This window comes from Roseomonas sp. CECT 9278, assembly GCF_918698155.1.
Taxonomy (GTDB): Bacteria; Pseudomonadota; Alphaproteobacteria; order Acetobacterales; family Acetobacteraceae; genus Neoroseomonas.
In genome coordinates this window covers 47,314-63,670 of the sequence record NZ_CAKKLX010000004.1, presented here as the reverse complement: position 1 = coordinate 63,670, position 16,357 = coordinate 47,314, and the positions used below count along the sequence as shown (strand labels likewise).

Here is a 16,357-nt window from a genome sequence, read left to right as displayed (position 1 = left end):
CTGAACGTCACTCTTCTCGGCTGCGGGGCGTCGGGCGGCGTACCGCAGATCGGCGGTGCCGATGGCCGCGGCTGGTGGGGCGAATGCGATCCAGCCGACCCGCGGAACCGCCGCACGCGGTCGTCGATCATCGTCGAGCGCGCCGGTGCCGGGCGGTTGCTGGTCGATACGGGGCCGGACCTGCGCGGCCAGATGCTCGCCTGCGGGGTGCCGGCGGTGGATGCCGTCCTCTACACCCACGACCATGCCGACCACGTGATGGGGCTGGACGAGATCCGCATCCTGAACCGGCTGGTCGGCCGCCCGATCGAGGCCTTCGGCATGGAACGGACGCTGTCGATCCTCCGCCAGCGCTTCGACTACGCCTTCCTGCCGGCGACCCCGCCGCATTTCTTCCGCCCGGCGATCGAACCGGTCTGGCTCGCCCCCGGCGACACGGTGGAGATGGCCGGGCACAGCGTCGCGACCTTTCGTCAGGACCATGCCGTGATGGACACGCTGGGCCTGCGGATCGGGCGCTTCGCCTATTCGACCGACCTGGTGCGCCTGCCCGCAGAAAGCCTCGCGCGCCTTCACGGCCTGGATACCTGGGTGGTGGGATGCTTCCAGCGGCGCCCCCACAAGGTGCATGCGAACCTCGACCAGGTGCTGGAATGGGTCGATATCCTCAAGCCGCGGCGCACCGTGCTCACGCATATGGGCCCCGACCTCGACCACGGATGGCTGCTGGCCAACCTGCCGGCGGGGGTCGAGCCCGGGCATGACGGGATGGTGCTGCATATCCCGGCCTGAGGGCGGTTTCGGAACGATCAGGTGGCGGGGCTTTCGCGACCGCGGGGGATGCCCCACATTCGCCATGAAGCGGGCGGGGCTGATTCGCCGCCGCCGCCACGAAAGGACATTTCCATGATCAGGGATCGTGACCCGGTCGAAGTCTACAACAACACCCTGGTGCCGATGGTCATCGAGCAGACCGCCCGGGGCGAGCGCGCCTTCGACATCTATTCGCGCCTGCTGAAGGAACGCATCATCTTCCTGACCGGGCCGGTCTTCGACCAGGTCTCGTCGCTGATCTGCGCGCAGCTGCTGTTCCTCGAGTCCGAGAACCCGTCCAAGGACATCGCCTTCTACATCAATTCTCCGGGCGGCGTGGTTTCGGCCGGTCTCGCGATGTACGACACCATGCAGTACATCCGATCGCCGGTCAGCACGGTGTGCATCGGGCAGGCGGCGTCGATGGGCTCGCTGCTGCTGTGCGCCGGGGCCAAGGCCAAGCGCTATGCGCTGCCCAACAGCCGGATCATGGTGCACCAGCCCTCGGGCGGGGCGCAGGGCCAGGCGACCGACATCGAGATCCAGGCGCGCGAGATCCTGAAGCTGCGCCAGCGGCTGAACGAGATTTACGTCAAGCACACCGGCCAGCCGATCGAGGCCATCGAGCGCAAGCTCGACCGCGACAGCTACATGTCCGCCGAGGAGGCCCGCGACTTCGGCCTGGTGGACCATGTGGTCGAGGAACGCCCGATACCGGCCTCGGCCGAACCCACGAAGGCGTGATGCGCCTGGCCGCCCCGGCCTGGCATCGGGGCGGCTTTCACTTTCCCCCGGCGGGGCCGGGGGCTACAGTCCTGTTGCAGTTTCCCGCACGTGCGGGGAACACGGAGACGGCATGAGCAAGTCGGGCGATTCCAAGAACACCCTCTATTGTTCGTTCTGCGGCAAGTCGCAGCACGAGGTCCGCAAGCTCATTGCGGGCCCGACGGTGTTCATCTGCGACGAATGCGTCGAACTGTGCATGGACATCATCCGGGAGGAGCACAAGACCACCCTGGTGAAGTCGCGCGACGGCGTGCCGACGCCCAAGGAGATCTGCAAGGTCCTGGACGACTATGTGATCGGGCAGGACCACGCGAAGAAGGTCCTGAGCGTCGCGGTGCACAACCACTACAAGCGCCTCGCGCACGGGGGCAAGAACCCCGACATCGAGATCGCCAAGTCCAACATCATGCTGGTCGGGCCGACCGGCTCGGGCAAGACGCTGCTGGCGCAGACGCTGGCACGAATCCTCGACGTGCCCTTCACCATGGCGGATGCGACCACGCTGACCGAGGCCGGCTATGTCGGCGAGGATGTGGAGAACATCATCCTCAAGCTGCTGCAGGCCGCCGACTACAACGTGGAACGCGCGCAGCGCGGCATCGTCTATATCGACGAGGTCGACAAGATCAGCCGCAAGTCGGACAACCCCTCGATCACCCGCGACGTGTCCGGTGAGGGCGTGCAGCAGGCGCTGCTGAAGATCATGGAAGGCACCGTCGCCTCCGTGCCGCCGCAGGGCGGGCGCAAGCATCCGCAGCAGGAATTCCTGCAGGTCGATACGTCGAACATCCTGTTCATCTGCGGTGGGGCCTTCGCCGGGCTGGAGCGCATCATCGGCCAGCGCGGCAAGGGATCGGGCATCGGCTACGGTGCCGAGGTGCGCGACCCCGACGAACGCCGCACCGGCCAGATCCTGCGCGAGGTCGAGCCCGAGGATCTGCTGAAGTTCGGCCTGATCCCGGAATTCATCGGCCGCCTTCCGGTGGTCGCGACACTCGACGACCTGGATGAGAAGGCGCTGATCGAGATCCTGACCAAGCCGAAGAACGCGCTGGTCAAGCAGTATGCGCGCCTGTTCGAGATGGAGGGGGCCAAGCTCACCTTCACCGAGGATGCGCTGAAGGCGGTCGCGACGCGCGCCATCCAGCGCAAGACCGGCGCGCGCGGGCTGCGCTCCATCATGGAAGCCATTCTGCTGTCGACCATGTTCGACCTGCCCGGCCTGGAATCGGTCGAGGAAGTCGTGGTGAACCGCGAGGTCGCGGAGAGCCGCGCGCAACCTCTGTTCATCTACGGGGAACGGCCGGCGGAGCAGACTTCGGCCTGAGCCGCGGCAGGGCGTCCCGCGGGGGGCGCCCTGTCAAGATCTTGAGCGGGCGCCGCCCGGGTCCCACATCCCGGCATAACCGTGGCGCCTCCCCTGTGCCGCTTTTGGGCGGGCGGGGCGCCGACTGTCCCTGTGAGGTCACATGACGGATACCATCCGCGGCGAATTGCTTCCGGTGCTCCCCCTGCGGGACATCGTGGTGTTCCCGCACATGATCGTCCCGCTGTTCGTCGGCCGCGAGAAGTCGGTGCGTGCGCTGGAAGCGGTGATGAAGGAGGACAAGCAGATCCTGCTTGTCGCGCAGAAGAACGCCGCGCAGGACGATCCGGGCGCCGATGACCTGTACCAGGTTGGCACGGTGTCCACGGTGCTGCAGCTGCTGAAGCTGCCTGACGGCACGGTGAAGGTGCTGGTCGAGGGCGGCCGCCGCGCGAAGATCGCCGCCTTCAAGGAGACCGCGAACTACTTCGAGGCCTTCGCCGAGGTGGTCGAGGAAACCACGGCGGAACCCCGCGAGGCCGAGGCGCTGGCGCGCACGGTGGTCTCGCAGTTCGAGCAGTACATCAAGCTGAACAAGAAGATCGCGCCTGAGGTGCTGGTCTCGATCAACCAGATCGAGGAACCGGCGAAGCTCGCCGATACCGTCGCCTCGCATCTGGGTCTCAAGATCCCCGAGAAGCAGGAACTGCTGGAGACGCCGTCCGTGACGGCGCGGCTCGAGCGCGTCTTCGCCCATATGGAGGGCGAGATCGGCGTGCTGCAGGTGGAGAAGCGCATCCGCAACCGCGTGAAGCGGCAGATGGAGAAGACGCAGCGCGAGTACTACCTGAACGAGCAGCTCAAGGCGATCCAGAAGGAGCTGGGCGAGGGCGAGGACGGCAAGGACGAGGCGGCCGAGCTGGAAGCCCGCATCAAGGCGACGAAGCTGTCGAAGGAAGCGCGCGAGAAGGCGCTGCAGGAGCTGAAGAAGCTCCGCACGATGTCGCCCATGTCCGCCGAGGCGACGGTGGTGCGCAACTACCTCGACTGGATGCTGTCGATCCCGTGGAAGAAGCGCTCCAAGGTGCGCAACGACGTGATCGCGGCCGAGGCGGTGCTCGACGCCGACCACTACGGGCTCGAGAAGGTCAAGGAACGCATCATCGAGTACCTGGCGGTGCAGAGCCGCAGCCCGAAGATCCGCGGCCCGATCCTGTGCCTGGTGGGGCCGCCCGGCGTGGGCAAGACCTCGCTCGGCAAGTCGATCGCGAAGGCGACCGGGCGCAACTTCGTGCGCATGTCGCTGGGTGGCGTGCGCGACGAGGCCGAGGTGCGCGGCCATCGCCGGACCTATATCGGCTCGATGCCGGGCAAGGTCATCCAGGGCATGAAGAAGGCGAAGACGTCGAACCCGCTCTTCCTGCTGGATGAGATCGACAAGCTCGGGGCCGATTGGCGCGGCGACCCGTCCAGCGCGCTGCTGGAGGTGCTGGACCCGGAGCAGAACAGCACCTTCGCGGACCACTACCTGGAAGTGGACTACGACCTGTCGGACGTGATGTTCGTGACCACCGCGAACTCGCTCCGCATGCCGCAGCCGCTGCTGGATCGCATGGAGATCATCCGCATCCCCGGCTACACCGAGGATGAGAAGATCGAGATCGCCAAGCGCCACCTGATGAAGAAGGTCAGCGAGGCGAATGGCCTGAAGGCGGGCGAATGGAGCCTGTCGGAAGAAGCGATCCGCGACCTGGTGCGCTACTACACGCGCGAGGCCGGCGTGCGGAACCTGGAACGCGAGATCGCGGGCCTGGCGCGCAAGGCGGTCAAGGAGATCGTCTCCAAGAAGTCGAAGAAGGTCGCGATCACCGCGCGCAACCTCGAGAAATTCGCCGGCGTGCGGAAGTTCCGCTACGGCGAGGCCGAGGCCGAGGACATGGTCGGTGTCGTCACCGGCCTGGCCTGGACCGAGGTGGGCGGCGAGATCCTGACCATCGAGTCGGTCGTGGTGCCCGGCAAGGGCACGGTCAAGACCACCGGCAAGCTCGGCGACGTCATGCAGGAGAGCGTCTCGGCGGCGATGTCCTATGTGCGGTCGCGCTCGACGACCTTCGGCCTGAAGCCGACGATGTTCGAGAAGCGCGACATCCATGTGCACGTGCCCGAGGGTGCGACGCCGAAGGATGGCCCCTCGGCGGGCATCGCGATGGCGACGTCGATCGTCTCGGTGCTCACGGGCATCCCGGTGCGCCGCGACATCGCCATGACCGGCGAGATCACGCTGCGCGGGCGCGTGCTGCCGATCGGCGGCTTGAAGGAGAAGCTGCTGGCCGCGCTGCGCGCGGGCATCAAGACCGTGTTCATCCCGAAGGATAACGAGAAGGACCTGGCCGAGATCCCGGACAACGTGAAGAAGAACCTCGAACTCGTCGTGGTGTCCCACGTCGACGAGGTGATCCAGCGTGCCCTGGTGAAGAAGCCCGAACCGATCACCTGGGAGGAGCCGGAGGAAACCCCGGCGCCGCGCGGGCCGGAGCAGGGCAGCGTGGGGACGGTGCTGCCGCACTGAGCGGCGAGGGGCGCTGGACGCGACCCTCGCCACGCAGGCTTCCGGTGCCCGCGAGGGTCGGCCGGCGGCGGGCACGTCCTGGCGCCATCGGATCGCGCTGAAGCGTCGTGGCGAAGCATGAAAAAACCCCGGCGGAGCGCGGCTTCGCCGGGGTTTTCTGTGGAAAACCCAGGGGGGCGTTGCAGTTTTGCCGCATCACCCGCCACGAATGGCGGATTTCCGCGGCGAATCGGGCGGTCCGTCGTTGACGCTGCGAAATCGGCGCTCCTACTCTCCGCGCCGACACGGCTGGCCGAATCGGCGGCCCGTCATCCGCGCCACCCAAGGAGGGATTCACCAGTGAACAAGCAGGACCTCATCGCCGCCGTCGCCGAGGCGACCGATCTGCCCAAGGCCAAGTCGGGCGACGTCGTGGACGCGGTGTTCGACGCGATCGAGAAGGCGCTTTCGAAGAAGGGCGGCGAGGTTCGCCTGGTCGGCTTCGGCACCTTCTCCACGTCCAAGCGCAAGGCCGGCAAGGGCCGCAACCCGCGCACCGGCGAGGAGATCAAGATCCCCGCCAGCACGACCGTGCGCTTCAAGGCCGGCAAGGGCCTGAAGGACGCCGTGAACTGATCCTGCCGACCAGGGCAGCCTTCACGAGGGCCGGTCCGCAAGGGCCGGCCCTTCGTGTTTTCGGCGCGTGCGAATCGGGCCTCGCGCGGCACGCCGCTTCTGCGGTAGGTCAGGGGCTCAGGGGGCGCTTAGCTCAGCTGGTAGAGCGCCTGCTTTACACGCAGGATGTCGGCGGTTCGATCCCGTCAGCGCCCATTCATCCCAGGCCCCCCCGGGGGAAGTGACGCGACCCGCGGCCCACCCACCGTGCAACCCACGCCCGATCCGCCATGCCCACCACCGACAGCTTCGCCGCCTTCCTGTGCGAGGAGCTCGCGCCCCTTGGCCACGTCACCCTGCGGCGGATGTTCGGCAAGGCCGGCATCTTCTGCGACGGCGTGATGTTCGGCCTGGTCAGCGACGACCTGTTGTACCTGCGGGTCGATGACGACAATCGCGAGGCGTTCCACGAGGCCGCAAGCCGGCCCCCGCTCAGCTACGAGAAGAACGGCGCACGCATCGACCTTGCCTTCTGGCAAGCGCCTGAGCGGCTGATGGACGATCCGGAGGGGCTGCTCGCCTGGGCAAGGTCGGCGTTGGGCGCGGCACGGCGCGTCGCGGCGAAGCGCAGGCCGGCGCGGCGCCGGTGAACCGAGGCGGCAGCAAACGCAATCGCTGCATTCCACCGCTTGACTATCCCCGCCACGGGACGTATCCCCCGCCTCCTGTCGCGAGCGGGTGTAGCTCAGTTGGTTAGAGCGCCGGCCTGTCACGCCGGAGGTCGCGGGTTCGAGCCCCGTCACTCGCGCCACGCGACAGTATGCGACAGACAGCGGCGCCGCGGCACATGCCCGGCGCCGCTTTCGCATCCAGCGCCACGCTCAGCGTATCGTAACGAGAATGCTTGAAAACGGGATGCCGCGACCTATGGCGAAGCGCCACAAGGGCGGCTAATGTCCGCCCGCGCTGCGCTGCGGCATAGGCCCAGGCGCAAGCCACCGCATGCCCGGCACAGGGCAGGGGAGCAAAGGTTGCGATGACCGAGCCACTGTTGGCTGCCTATTTTCCGGTCCTGGTGTTCCTGGGTATCGCGGCGGGCATCGCCATCGCGATGGTGGGCGGCGCCTTCCTCGCGGCGCGGCAGAAGCCCTATGCCGAGAAACTGTCCGCCTATGAATGCGGCTTCGCGCCCTTCGACGACACGCGCCGGCGCTTCGACGTGCGGTTCTACCTGGTCGCGATCCTGTTCATCATCTTCGACCTGGAAGTGGCCTTCCTGTTTCCCTGGGCGATCGCGCTGGGGGATATCGGCTGGCTCGGCTTCTGCTCGATGATGGGCTTCCTGTTCGTGCTCACGGTGGGCTTCGTCTACGAGTGGCGCAAAGGCGCCCTGGACTGGGAGTGAGCGCAGCATGAGCGCCGCCGGCAACGACATCGCCTGGAACAAGGACGCGCTGGCACCAGGTGCCGCGCAGGATGCGGTGATCAACCGCGTCACCGACGAGATGCAGGACAAGGGCTTCGTCGTCGCCAACATCGACAAGGTGGTGAACTGGGCGCGCACCGGATCGCTGTGGCCGATGACCTTCGGCCTGGCGTGCTGCGCGGTGCCGATGATCCACGCCTATATGGCGCGCTACGACCTTGATCGCTTCGGCATCATCCCGCGCGGGTCGCCGCGGCAGTCGGATGTGATGATCGTGGCCGGCACGCTGACCAACAAGATGGCGCCCGCTCTGCGCAAGGTCTACGACCAGATGAGCGAGCCGCGCTGGGTCATCAGCATGGGGTCCTGCGCGAACGGCGGCGGGTATTACCATTATTCGTACAGCGTGGTGCGCGGCTGCGACCGCATCGTGCCGGTCGATGTGTATGTGCCGGGCTGTCCGCCGACGGCCGAGGCGCTGGTCTACGGCATCCTGCAGCTCCAGAAAAAGATCCGCCGGACGGGGACCATCCTGCGTGGCTGACACCGAGATCACGCCGGCCGAACCGGCCGTGCCCGAGAACCCGCTGCGCGCGCTGGGGGCGGCGATCGCCGCGAGCGCCGGTGGCATGGTGACCGATGTGTCGCTGGCCTGCGCCGGCACCGAGCTGGTGCTGCATGCGCGGCGCGATGCGCTGCCCGCGCTGCTGCTGGTGCTGCGCGACGACCCGCGCTTCGCCTTCGAGCAATGCATGGACATCTGCGGCGTCGATTGGCCGGAGAATCCCGAGCGGTTCGAGGTCGTCTACAACCTGCTCAGCCTCGCGCATAACCACCGCCTGCGCGTGTCCGTCACGACCGATGCGGCGACGCCGGTGCCGTCGGTCGCCGCCATCTACCCCTGCGCCACCTGGTACGAGCGCGAGACCTGGGACATGTACGGCGTCGTCTTCGACGGCCAGGTCGATCTGCGCCGCCTGCTGACCGACTACGGCTTCGAAGGCCATCCGCTGCGCAAGGACTTCCCGCTGACCGGCTTCGTCGAACTCCGCTACGACGAGGAACTGAAGCGCGTGGCCTATGGCCCGGTGCAGCTCGCGCAGGAATTCCGCAACTTCGACTACCTCAGCCCGTGGGAGGGCATGACCACGCTCCCGGGTGACGAGAAGATCCACCTCAACCGCCTGGAGGGCCCGGCATGAGCCAGCCCCTGATCGGTGACGCGCCCGTCGAGACGGTCAAGCGCAGCATCGAGGTCGAGAGCCACACCATCAATTTCGGCCCGCAGCACCCGGCCGCGCATGGCGTGCTGCGCCTGATCCTGGAGATGAAGGGCGAGATCGTCGAGCGCGCCGACCCGCATATCGGCCTGCTGCATCGCGGCACCGAGAAGCTGATCGAGCACAAGACCTACATCCAGGCGCTGCCGTATTTCGACCGCCTCGATTACGTCAGCCCGATGTGCATGGAGCATCCCTTCGCGCTGGCGACGGAACGTCTGCTGGGGATCGAGGTGCCGGAGCGCGCGCAGTATATCCGCGTGCTGTTCGCCGAAATCACGCGGGTGCTGAACCACCTGCTGAACATCACGACCTATGCGCTGGATTGCGGCGCCATCACGCCCGCGCTGTGGGGCTTCGAGCAGCGCGAGACGCTGCTGGAATTCTACGAGCAGGTGTCGGGCAGCCACTACCACGCCAACTACTTCCGGCCCGGTGGTGTCGCGAAGGATCTGCCGCCGGGGCTGGAGGATCGCATCGCCGAATGGGCGCGGAAGTTCCCCGCCTTCATCGACGACCTCGCGACGCTGCTGACGGAGAACCGCATCTTCAAGCAGCGCACCGTGGATATCGGCGTGATGACGGCGGAGCAGGCGATGGAATGGGGCTTCTCCGGCCCCTGCCTGCGGGCCTCGGGCTGCGCGTGGGACCTGCGGAAGTCGCAGCCCTATGACGTGTATGACCGCATGGAATTCGACGTGCCGGTCGGCACGCGCGGCGATTGCTACGACCGGTACCTGGTGCGGATGCTGGAGATGCGTCAGTCGCTGCGCATCATCGAACAGTGCCTGGCGCAGATGAAGCCCGGCCCGGTGAAGGTGCTGGACAACAAGATCGCGCCGCCGTCGCGTGGCGAGATGAAGCGGTCGATGGAAGCGCTGATCCATCACTTCAAGCTGTACACCGAGGGCTATCATGTGCCGGCCGGCAGCACCTACACGGTCACCGAGGCGCCGAAGGGCGAGTTCGGGGTCTATCTGGTCGCGGACGGCACGAACAAGCCGTATCGCTGCAAGATCCGCGCACCGGGCTACGCGCATCTGCAGGCGATGGAAGTGCTGTCGAAGGGGCACATGCTGGCCGATGCGGTGGCGGTGATCGGCTCGCTGGATGTGGTGTTCGGGGAGATTGACCGGTGAGCGCGGAACCCGAAAGCTTTGCCTTCGATGCCGAGAGCGAGGCGAAGATCGCGACGATCCTGCCGCGCTATCCCGAGGGCAAGCAGGCCAGCGCGGTGATCCCGCTGCTGTATGTCGTGCAGAAGCAGATGGGCCGGCAGACCGGCAGCGCCTGGGTGCCGCGGGTTGCGATGGACGTGGTGGCCGATCGCCTGTCCATGCCGCCGATCCGCGTCTACGAGGTCGCGACCTTCTACTTCATGTTCAACACCAAGCCGATCGGGCGCTACCACTTGCAGGTGTGCGGCACGACGCCCTGCTGGCTGCGCGGGTCCGATGACGTGCTGCGCGCCTGCAAGGATGCCGGCGCGCTGAAGGGCTATGGCGACACCAGCGCCGACGGGCTGTTCACGCTGACCGAGATGGAATGCATGGGTGCCTGCGTGAACGCACCGATGATCGCGGTGGATGACGACTACTACGAGGACCTGGACTACGAGAGCACGGTGCGGCTGATCGAATCGCTGAAGCGCGGCGAACGGCCGAAGCCGGGCAGCGTGATCAGCCGCCAGACCAGTGCGCCGGAAGGCGGGCCGCAAGTGCTCACCGGCGCGGAGCAGGAGTGACCATGGCGCTGCACGACCGCGACCGCATCTTCCAGAACCTGTACGGCACGCAGCCGTGGAACCTGGCCGCGGCGCGCATGCGCGGCAACTGGGACGGCACAGCGGCGATCCTGGCGCGCGGGCGCGACGGCATCATCGAGGAGATGAAGGCCTCGGGCCTTCGCGGGCGCGGTGGCGCCGGCTTCCCGACCGGCATGAAGTGGTCCTTCATGCCGAAGCAGTCGGATGGGCGGCCGTCGTATCTGGTGGTCAACGCCGATGAATCCGAACCGGGCACGTGCAAGGACCGCGACATCATCCGCCACGATCCGCACACGCTGATCGAGGGCTGCCTGATCGCCGGCTTCGCGATGGGGGCGGTGGCTGGCTACATCTACATCCGTGGCGAGTACTACAACGAGAGCGTCGTGCTCGAAGCAGCGATCGCCGAGGCGTATGAGGCGGGGCTGCTCGGCAAGAACGCCTGCGGGTCGGGCTATGATTTCGAGCTTTACGTCCATCGCGGCGCGGGCGCGTATATCTGTGGCGAAGAGACGGCGCTGATCGAATCGCTGGAAGGCAAGAAGGGGATGCCGCGGCTGAAGCCGCCATTCCCGGCCGCCGTCGGGCTCTATGGCTGCCCGACCACGGTCAACAACGTCGAGACCATCGCCGTGGTGCCGGAGATCATGCGCCGTGGCGGCGCGTGGTTCGCCTCCTTCGGGCGGCCGAAGAATTCCGGCACGAAAATCTTCTGCATCCAGGGGCATGTGAACAAGCCCTGCAACGTGGAAGCGGAGATGAGCATCCCGATGCGGGAACTCATCGAACGCTACGCCGGTGGCGTGCGCGGCGGGTGGGACAACCTGCTGTGTGTCATCCCGGGTGGGTCGTCGACGCCGCTGCTGCCCAAGCACATCTGCGACGACGTGCTGATGGATTTCGATGCGCTGCGCGAACATCGCTCGGGCCTCGGCACCGCGGCGGTGATCGTGATGGACAAGTCCACCGACATCATCAAGGCGATCGCGCGTCTCGCGGCCTTCTACAAGCATGAGAGCTGCGGCCAGTGCACGCCCTGCCGCGAAGGCATGGGCTGGCAGATGCGCCTGATGAACCGGATGGTCACGGGCAATGCGGAGATCGAGGAGATCGACGTGCTCGAGAACGTCACGCGCCGCATCGAGGGCCACACGATCTGCGCGCTGGCCGATGGCGGCGTCTGGCCGGTACAGGGGCTGATCCGGCATTTCCGGCCGCTGATGGAAGAACGCATCATGGCGTACAAGGCGCAGCACACGCGCCTGGCGGCGGAGTAGGACCATGGCCAAGGTCACCGTCGACGGCATCGAGGTCGAGGTCCCGAACGGCGCCTCCGTGCTGCAGGCCTGCGAGGCCGCGGGCAAGGAAGTGCCGCGCTTCTGCTACCACGAACGCCTGTCGGTCGCCGGCAATTGCCGCATGTGCCTGGTGGAAGTCGAGAAGGCGCCCAAGCCCGTGGCGTCCTGCGCGTACCCCGTCATGGACGGGATGAAGGTGTTCACCGACACCGCCGTGGTGCGCCAGGCGCGGCGCAACGTGATGGAATTCCTGCTGATCAACCATCCGCTCGATTGCCCGATCTGCGACCAAGGCGGCGAGTGCGACCTGCAGGACCAGGCCGTGGCGTATGGCCACGACAAGTCGCGCTATGGCGAACCCAAGCGCGCGGTGAAGGACAAGGATATCGGCCCGCTGGTGAAGACGGTGATGAACCGCTGCATCCAGTGCACGCGCTGCGTCCGCTTCTGCGCCGAGGTTGCCGGCACGCCGGAACTCGGCGGCACCAATCGCGGCGAGAACATGGAGATCGGCACCTATGTGGAGAAGGCGCTGACCTCCGAACTGTCGGGCAACCTGATCGACATCTGCCCGGTGGGTGCGCTGACCTCGCGCCCCTACGCCTTCGTGTCGCGGCCGTGGGAATTGTCGAAGACGGACAGCATCGACGTGCTGGATGCGGTGGGTGCGAATATCCGCGTCGATGCGCGCGGGCCGGAAGTGCTGCGCATCATCCCGCGCATCAACGAGGCGGTGAACGAGGAATGGATGGCCGATCGCGGCCGCTTCTCCTTCGACGGGTTGAAGCGGCGGCGGCTGGATCGGCCCTGGGTGACGCGCGGCGGCAAGCTGGTCGCGGCGACTTGGCCGGAGGCGTTTGCCGCCATCGCGGCGAAGCTGTCGGCGCTGCCGGGCGAGCGCATCGGCGCGGTGGCTGGCGCGCTGGCGGATGCCGAGAGCGTGCTGGCGCTGAAGGATTTGATGGCGGCGTATGGGTCGACGAACCTCGATTGCCGTGATGATTTCGCGGCGATCGATGCAAGCCGCCCGGACTTCTACCGCTTCAACACCACCATCGCCGGGATCGACGAAGCGGACGCGCTGCTGATCATCGGCAGCGACGTGCGGCGCGAGGCGCCGGTGCTGAATGCGCGCATCCGCAAGCGCTGGAGCGCGGGGAAGTTCCCGGTCGGCTTCATCGGGCCGCGTGGGGTGGACCTGACCTATCCGGCGACGCATCTCGGCGACACGCCTGCCGCGATGGCCGGTTTCGTCGAGACGCTGAAGGCCGCGCAGAAGCCGATGATCATCCTCGGCCGCGGCGCCTTGCAGCGTGCCGATGGCGCGGCGGTGCTGGCGGCGGGGTGGCAGCTGGCGGCGGATGTGGGCGCGCTGACGCCGGACTGGCACGGCTTCAACCTGCTGCATTTGTTCGGCGGCCAGGTGGGCGCGCTGGAACTGGGCTTCGTGCAGGGCAAGCCGCTGGCCGACATGCTGGCCGGCGGCGTCGACGCGCTGTGGCTGCTGAATGCGGATGGCTTCGAGCCCTCGCGTATCGCGCCGGGCACCTTCGTGATCTACCAGGGCCACCACGGCGATGCGATGGCCGCGCGGGCCGACGTGATTCTGCCGGGTGCGGCCTATACCGAGAAGGACGCGACCTGGGTGAACACCGAGGGCCGCGCGCAGCGCGGACGCCTGGCCATCTTCCCGCCCGGCGAGGCGAAGGAGGATTGGCGCATCCTCCGCGCCTACAGCGAAGGTGTCGGCAAGACGCTGCCCTATGACGACACCAACGCGATCCGCGCGCGGCTGGCGCAGGCAAGCCCGGTCTTCGCGCGCGTCGGCGATGTGGTGGGCGGTGGTTGCACCGACACGACCGCGCCGGCAGGTGGCACGCCGACCGACGCGCCCTTCGTGCTGCCGATCGCTGTGTATCACCAGGCGGATGTGATCAGCCGCGCCTCCGACACCATGGCCGAATGCGCCGCGGTCTACGGCCCGCAGCCCGCGATGGCGGCGGAGTGATCGCGATGGAGTTCTTCTTCACCCACCCGCTCGGCATCCTGATCCTGACTGTGGTGAAGGCGCTGGCATTGCTGGTGCCACTGCTGGTCGGCGTGGCCTACCTGACCTACGCGGAACGCAAGGTCCTGGCGGCGATGCAGCTGCGCAAGGGGCCGAACGTCGTCGGACCCTTCGGCCTGTTCCAGCCCTTCGCCGACGCCATCAAGATGCTGATGAAGGAGACGATCGTGCCAACCGGCGCGAACCGTGTCCTGTTCCTGCTGGCGCCGATGCTCACCTTCAGCCTGGCGATGCTGGCCTGGGCCGTCATCCCGGTGAACGACGGCTGGGCGATCGCCGACATCAATGTGGGGATCCTTTACCTGTTCGCGATCAGCAGCCTGGGCGTGTACGGCGTGATCATCGCGGGCTGGGCGTCGAATTCGAAATACGCCTTCCTGGGCGCGCTGCGATCGGCGGCGCAGATGGTGTCCTACGAAGTCAGCATGGGCTTCGTGATCGTGACCGTGCTGCTGTGCGTGGGGTCGCTGAACCTGACCGAGATCGTGCGGGCGCAATCGACCGTGTGGTTCGCGATTCCGCTGTTCCCGATGTTCGTGATCTTCTTCATCAGCACGCTGGCCGAGACCAACCGCGCGCCCTTCGACCTGCCCGAAGGCGAGAGCGAACTCGTCGCCGGCTTCTTCGTCGAATACAGCTCGATGTCCTTCGCGCTGTTCTTCCTCGGCGAATACGCGAACATGATCCTGATGTCGGCGCTGACCACCATCCTGTTCCTGGGCGGGTGGCTGCCGCCGATCGACATCGCGCCGTTCAATTGGGTGCCAGGACCGGTCTGGTTCGTGGCGAAGATCTGCCTGTGCCTGTTCACCTTCATCTGGGTGCGCGCGACCTTCCCACGCTACCGCTACGACCAGCTGATGCGCCTGGGCTGGAAGGTGTTCCTGCCGTTCAGCCTGCTGTGGCTGGTGCTGACGGCGCTTGTGCTGAAGCTCACCGGCTGGCTGCCGGCGTGAGGAGCTGACAATGGCCTCCCTCGATCGCGTCGCGCGTTCGCTGCTGCTCTCCGAGCTCGTCTCGGGCATGGCGCTGACGCTGAAGTACTTCTTCAAGAAGAAGGTCACGCTGAACTACCCGTATGAACGCGGCCCGCTCGGCCCGCGCTTCAAGGGGGAGCACGCGCTGCGCCGCTACCCGAATGGCGAGGAACGCTGCATCGCCTGCAAGCTGTGCGAAGCCGTGTGCCCTGCGCAAGCCATCACCATCGAGGCCGAGCCGCGAGAGGACGGATCACGCCGCACCACGCGCTACGACATCGACATGACGAAGTGCATCTATTGCGGGCTGTGCGAGGAAGCCTGCCCGGTCGATGCCATCGTCGAGGGCCCCAACATGGAATTCGCCGCCGAGACGCGCGAGGAGCTGATCTTCACCAAGGAGAAGCTGCTCGACAATGGCGACCGCTGGGAGCCGATGCTCGCGGAACGCCTGCGCCTCGACGCGCCGTATCGGTGAAAGCGCCATGATCGCAGCCCTTGCCTTCTACGCCTTCGCCGCGGTGCTGATCGCCTCCGCCGTCATGGTGGTGACCAGCCGCAACCCGGTGCATTCCGTACTGTTCTTGATCCTGGCCTTCTTCAACGCGGCCGGGCTGTTCCTGATCGCGGGGGCCGAGTTCCTCGCGATGATCCTGGTCATCGTCTATGTCGGCGCCGTCGCGGTGCTGTTCCTGTTCGTGGTGATGATGCTGGATATCGACTTCGCGCAGCTGCGCGAGGGCTTCCAGCGATACGCGCCCTTCGGCGCCGTGATCGGCGGCATCCTGCTGCTGGAACTGTTCATGGTGGTGACGGTATGGCGCTTCGCGCCGGAGGCCGCGGCGTTGCGCCTGAACCCGAACCCCGAGGGCGTCACCAACGCCGAGGCGCTCGGGCGCATCCTCTATACGGACTACATCTACCTGTTCCAGGGCAGCGGCGTGATCCTGCTGGTGGCAATGATCGGCGCCATCGTGCTGACGCATCGCGACCGGGTGGGGACGAAGCGGCAGGATATCGGCGCGCAGGTGTCGCGGACGGGGTCCGTCTCGGTCCGCCAGGTGCCGATGGGCGTCGGGCTGAAAGAGATCGGCATCGAGCGCCCGCCTTCGCCCGAGGCCGAAAAGCCAAAGCAGGTCGAGCACCATGGGGGGCATCACTGAGATGGCCGTCTCGCTCGCGCATTTCCTGACCGTCTCGGCCATCCTGCTGGTGCTGGGCGTCTTCGGCATCTTCCTCAACCGGAAGAACGTCATCGTCATCCTGATGTCGGTGGAGCTGATCCTGCTCGCGGTGAATCTGAACCTGGTGGCCTTCTCGGCCGCACTCGGCGACCTCACCGGCCAGGTCTTCACCATGTTCATCCTGACCGTCGCGGCGGCCGAGGCCGCCATCGGGCTCGCGATCGTCGTCATCTACTTCCGCAACCGCGGGACTATCGAGGTCGAGGATATCTCGACCCTGAAGGGCTGAGC

At 66.7% G+C, this 16,357-nt stretch carries 17 protein-coding genes and 2 tRNA genes; all 19 read left to right on the top strand.

Annotation, left to right across the window (positions count from 1 at the left end; genetic code table 11):
- Nucleotides 1-792 (top strand): MBL fold metallo-hydrolase, encoded by a 792-nt coding sequence (locus LQ222_RS03915; RefSeq protein WP_230164797.1) that lies wholly within the window; start codon nucleotides 1-3, stop codon nucleotides 790-792.
- Nucleotides 793-909: 117 nt separating this feature from the next.
- On the top strand, nucleotides 910-1,557 hold the full coding sequence (gene clpP, locus LQ222_RS03910; protein WP_230164796.1) for an ATP-dependent Clp endopeptidase proteolytic subunit ClpP: 648 nt from the start codon (nucleotides 910-912) through the stop codon (nucleotides 1,555-1,557).
- A 112-nt stretch (nucleotides 1,558-1,669) separates the two neighbouring features.
- Nucleotides 1,670-2,926, top strand: a complete 1,257-nt coding sequence (gene clpX, locus LQ222_RS03905; RefSeq protein WP_230164621.1) for an ATP-dependent Clp protease ATP-binding subunit ClpX — start codon at nucleotides 1,670-1,672, stop codon at nucleotides 2,924-2,926.
- A 142-nt stretch (nucleotides 2,927-3,068) separates the two neighbouring features.
- Nucleotides 3,069-5,474: an endopeptidase La gene (gene lon / locus LQ222_RS03900; RefSeq protein ID WP_230164620.1), complete on the top strand. Its 2,406-nt coding sequence runs from the start codon at nucleotides 3,069-3,071 to the stop codon at nucleotides 5,472-5,474.
- A 339-nt stretch (nucleotides 5,475-5,813) separates the two neighbouring features.
- Nucleotides 5,814-6,089, top strand: a complete 276-nt coding sequence (locus LQ222_RS03895) for an HU family DNA-binding protein (protein WP_230164619.1) — start codon at nucleotides 5,814-5,816, stop codon at nucleotides 6,087-6,089.
- A 122-nt stretch (nucleotides 6,090-6,211) separates the two neighbouring features.
- Nucleotides 6,212-6,284, top strand: a tRNA-Val gene (locus LQ222_RS03890).
- 74 nt (nucleotides 6,285-6,358) lie between these two features.
- A complete protein-coding gene (locus LQ222_RS03885; protein ID WP_230164617.1) occupies nucleotides 6,359-6,718 on the top strand; it encodes a TfoX/Sxy family protein in 360 nt (119 codons plus the stop codon).
- Nucleotides 6,719-6,802: 84 nt separating this feature from the next.
- Nucleotides 6,803-6,879, top strand: a tRNA-Asp gene (locus LQ222_RS03880).
- A gap of 225 nt (nucleotides 6,880-7,104) precedes the next feature.
- Nucleotides 7,105-7,473, top strand: coding sequence for an NADH-quinone oxidoreductase subunit A (locus LQ222_RS03875; protein WP_230164615.1), 369 nt, complete (start codon nucleotides 7,105-7,107; stop codon nucleotides 7,471-7,473).
- Nucleotides 7,474-7,480: 7 nt separating this feature from the next.
- Nucleotides 7,481-8,038: an NADH-quinone oxidoreductase subunit B family protein gene (locus tag LQ222_RS03870; protein WP_230164613.1), complete on the top strand. Its 558-nt coding sequence runs from the start codon at nucleotides 7,481-7,483 to the stop codon at nucleotides 8,036-8,038.
- Nucleotides 8,031-8,696, top strand: coding sequence for an NADH-quinone oxidoreductase subunit C (locus LQ222_RS03865; RefSeq protein ID WP_230164610.1), 666 nt, complete (start codon nucleotides 8,031-8,033; stop codon nucleotides 8,694-8,696). The genes LQ222_RS03870 and LQ222_RS03865 overlap by 8 nt, the downstream gene beginning before the upstream one ends.
- Complete coding sequence (locus LQ222_RS03860; protein WP_230164608.1) at nucleotides 8,693-9,913, top strand: NADH-quinone oxidoreductase subunit D; 1,221 nt, start codon at nucleotides 8,693-8,695, stop codon at nucleotides 9,911-9,913. Before LQ222_RS03865 ends, LQ222_RS03860 begins: the two co-directional genes overlap by 4 nt.
- Nucleotides 9,910-10,518 carry an NAD(P)H-dependent oxidoreductase subunit E gene (locus LQ222_RS03855; RefSeq protein ID WP_230164607.1) on the top strand — a complete coding sequence of 203 codons (609 nt, stop codon included), beginning with the start codon at nucleotides 9,910-9,912 and terminating at the stop codon, nucleotides 10,516-10,518. The genes LQ222_RS03860 and LQ222_RS03855 overlap by 4 nt, the downstream gene beginning before the upstream one ends.
- 2 nt (nucleotides 10,519-10,520) lie before the next feature.
- Nucleotides 10,521-11,816: an NADH-quinone oxidoreductase subunit NuoF gene (nuoF, locus tag LQ222_RS03850; protein ID WP_230164605.1), complete on the top strand. Its 1,296-nt coding sequence runs from the start codon at nucleotides 10,521-10,523 to the stop codon at nucleotides 11,814-11,816.
- Between the two features lie 4 nt (nucleotides 11,817-11,820).
- Entirely contained in the window at nucleotides 11,821-13,845 is a 2,025-nt protein-coding gene (gene nuoG / locus LQ222_RS03845; RefSeq protein ID WP_230164603.1) for an NADH-quinone oxidoreductase subunit NuoG, read from the top strand.
- Nucleotides 13,846-13,850: 5 nt separating this feature from the next.
- Nucleotides 13,851-14,861, top strand: coding sequence for an NADH-quinone oxidoreductase subunit NuoH (gene nuoH / locus LQ222_RS03840; RefSeq protein WP_230164602.1), 1,011 nt, complete (start codon nucleotides 13,851-13,853; stop codon nucleotides 14,859-14,861).
- A gap of 10 nt (nucleotides 14,862-14,871) precedes the next feature.
- The gene (gene nuoI / locus LQ222_RS03835) at nucleotides 14,872-15,360 is read left to right on the top strand and encodes an NADH-quinone oxidoreductase subunit NuoI (protein WP_230164600.1); all 489 of its coding nucleotides are present in this window, start codon (nucleotides 14,872-14,874) and stop codon (nucleotides 15,358-15,360) included.
- 7 nt (nucleotides 15,361-15,367) lie between these two features.
- Nucleotides 15,368-16,045 carry an NADH-quinone oxidoreductase subunit J gene (locus tag LQ222_RS03830; protein ID WP_230164599.1) on the top strand — a complete coding sequence of 226 codons (678 nt, stop codon included), beginning with the start codon at nucleotides 15,368-15,370 and terminating at the stop codon, nucleotides 16,043-16,045.
- On the top strand, nucleotides 16,029-16,355 hold the full coding sequence (nuoK, locus tag LQ222_RS03825; RefSeq protein WP_230164598.1) for an NADH-quinone oxidoreductase subunit NuoK: 327 nt from the start codon (nucleotides 16,029-16,031) through the stop codon (nucleotides 16,353-16,355). The genes LQ222_RS03830 and nuoK overlap by 17 nt, the downstream gene beginning before the upstream one ends.
- Nucleotides 16,356-16,357: the final 2 nt, after the last annotated feature.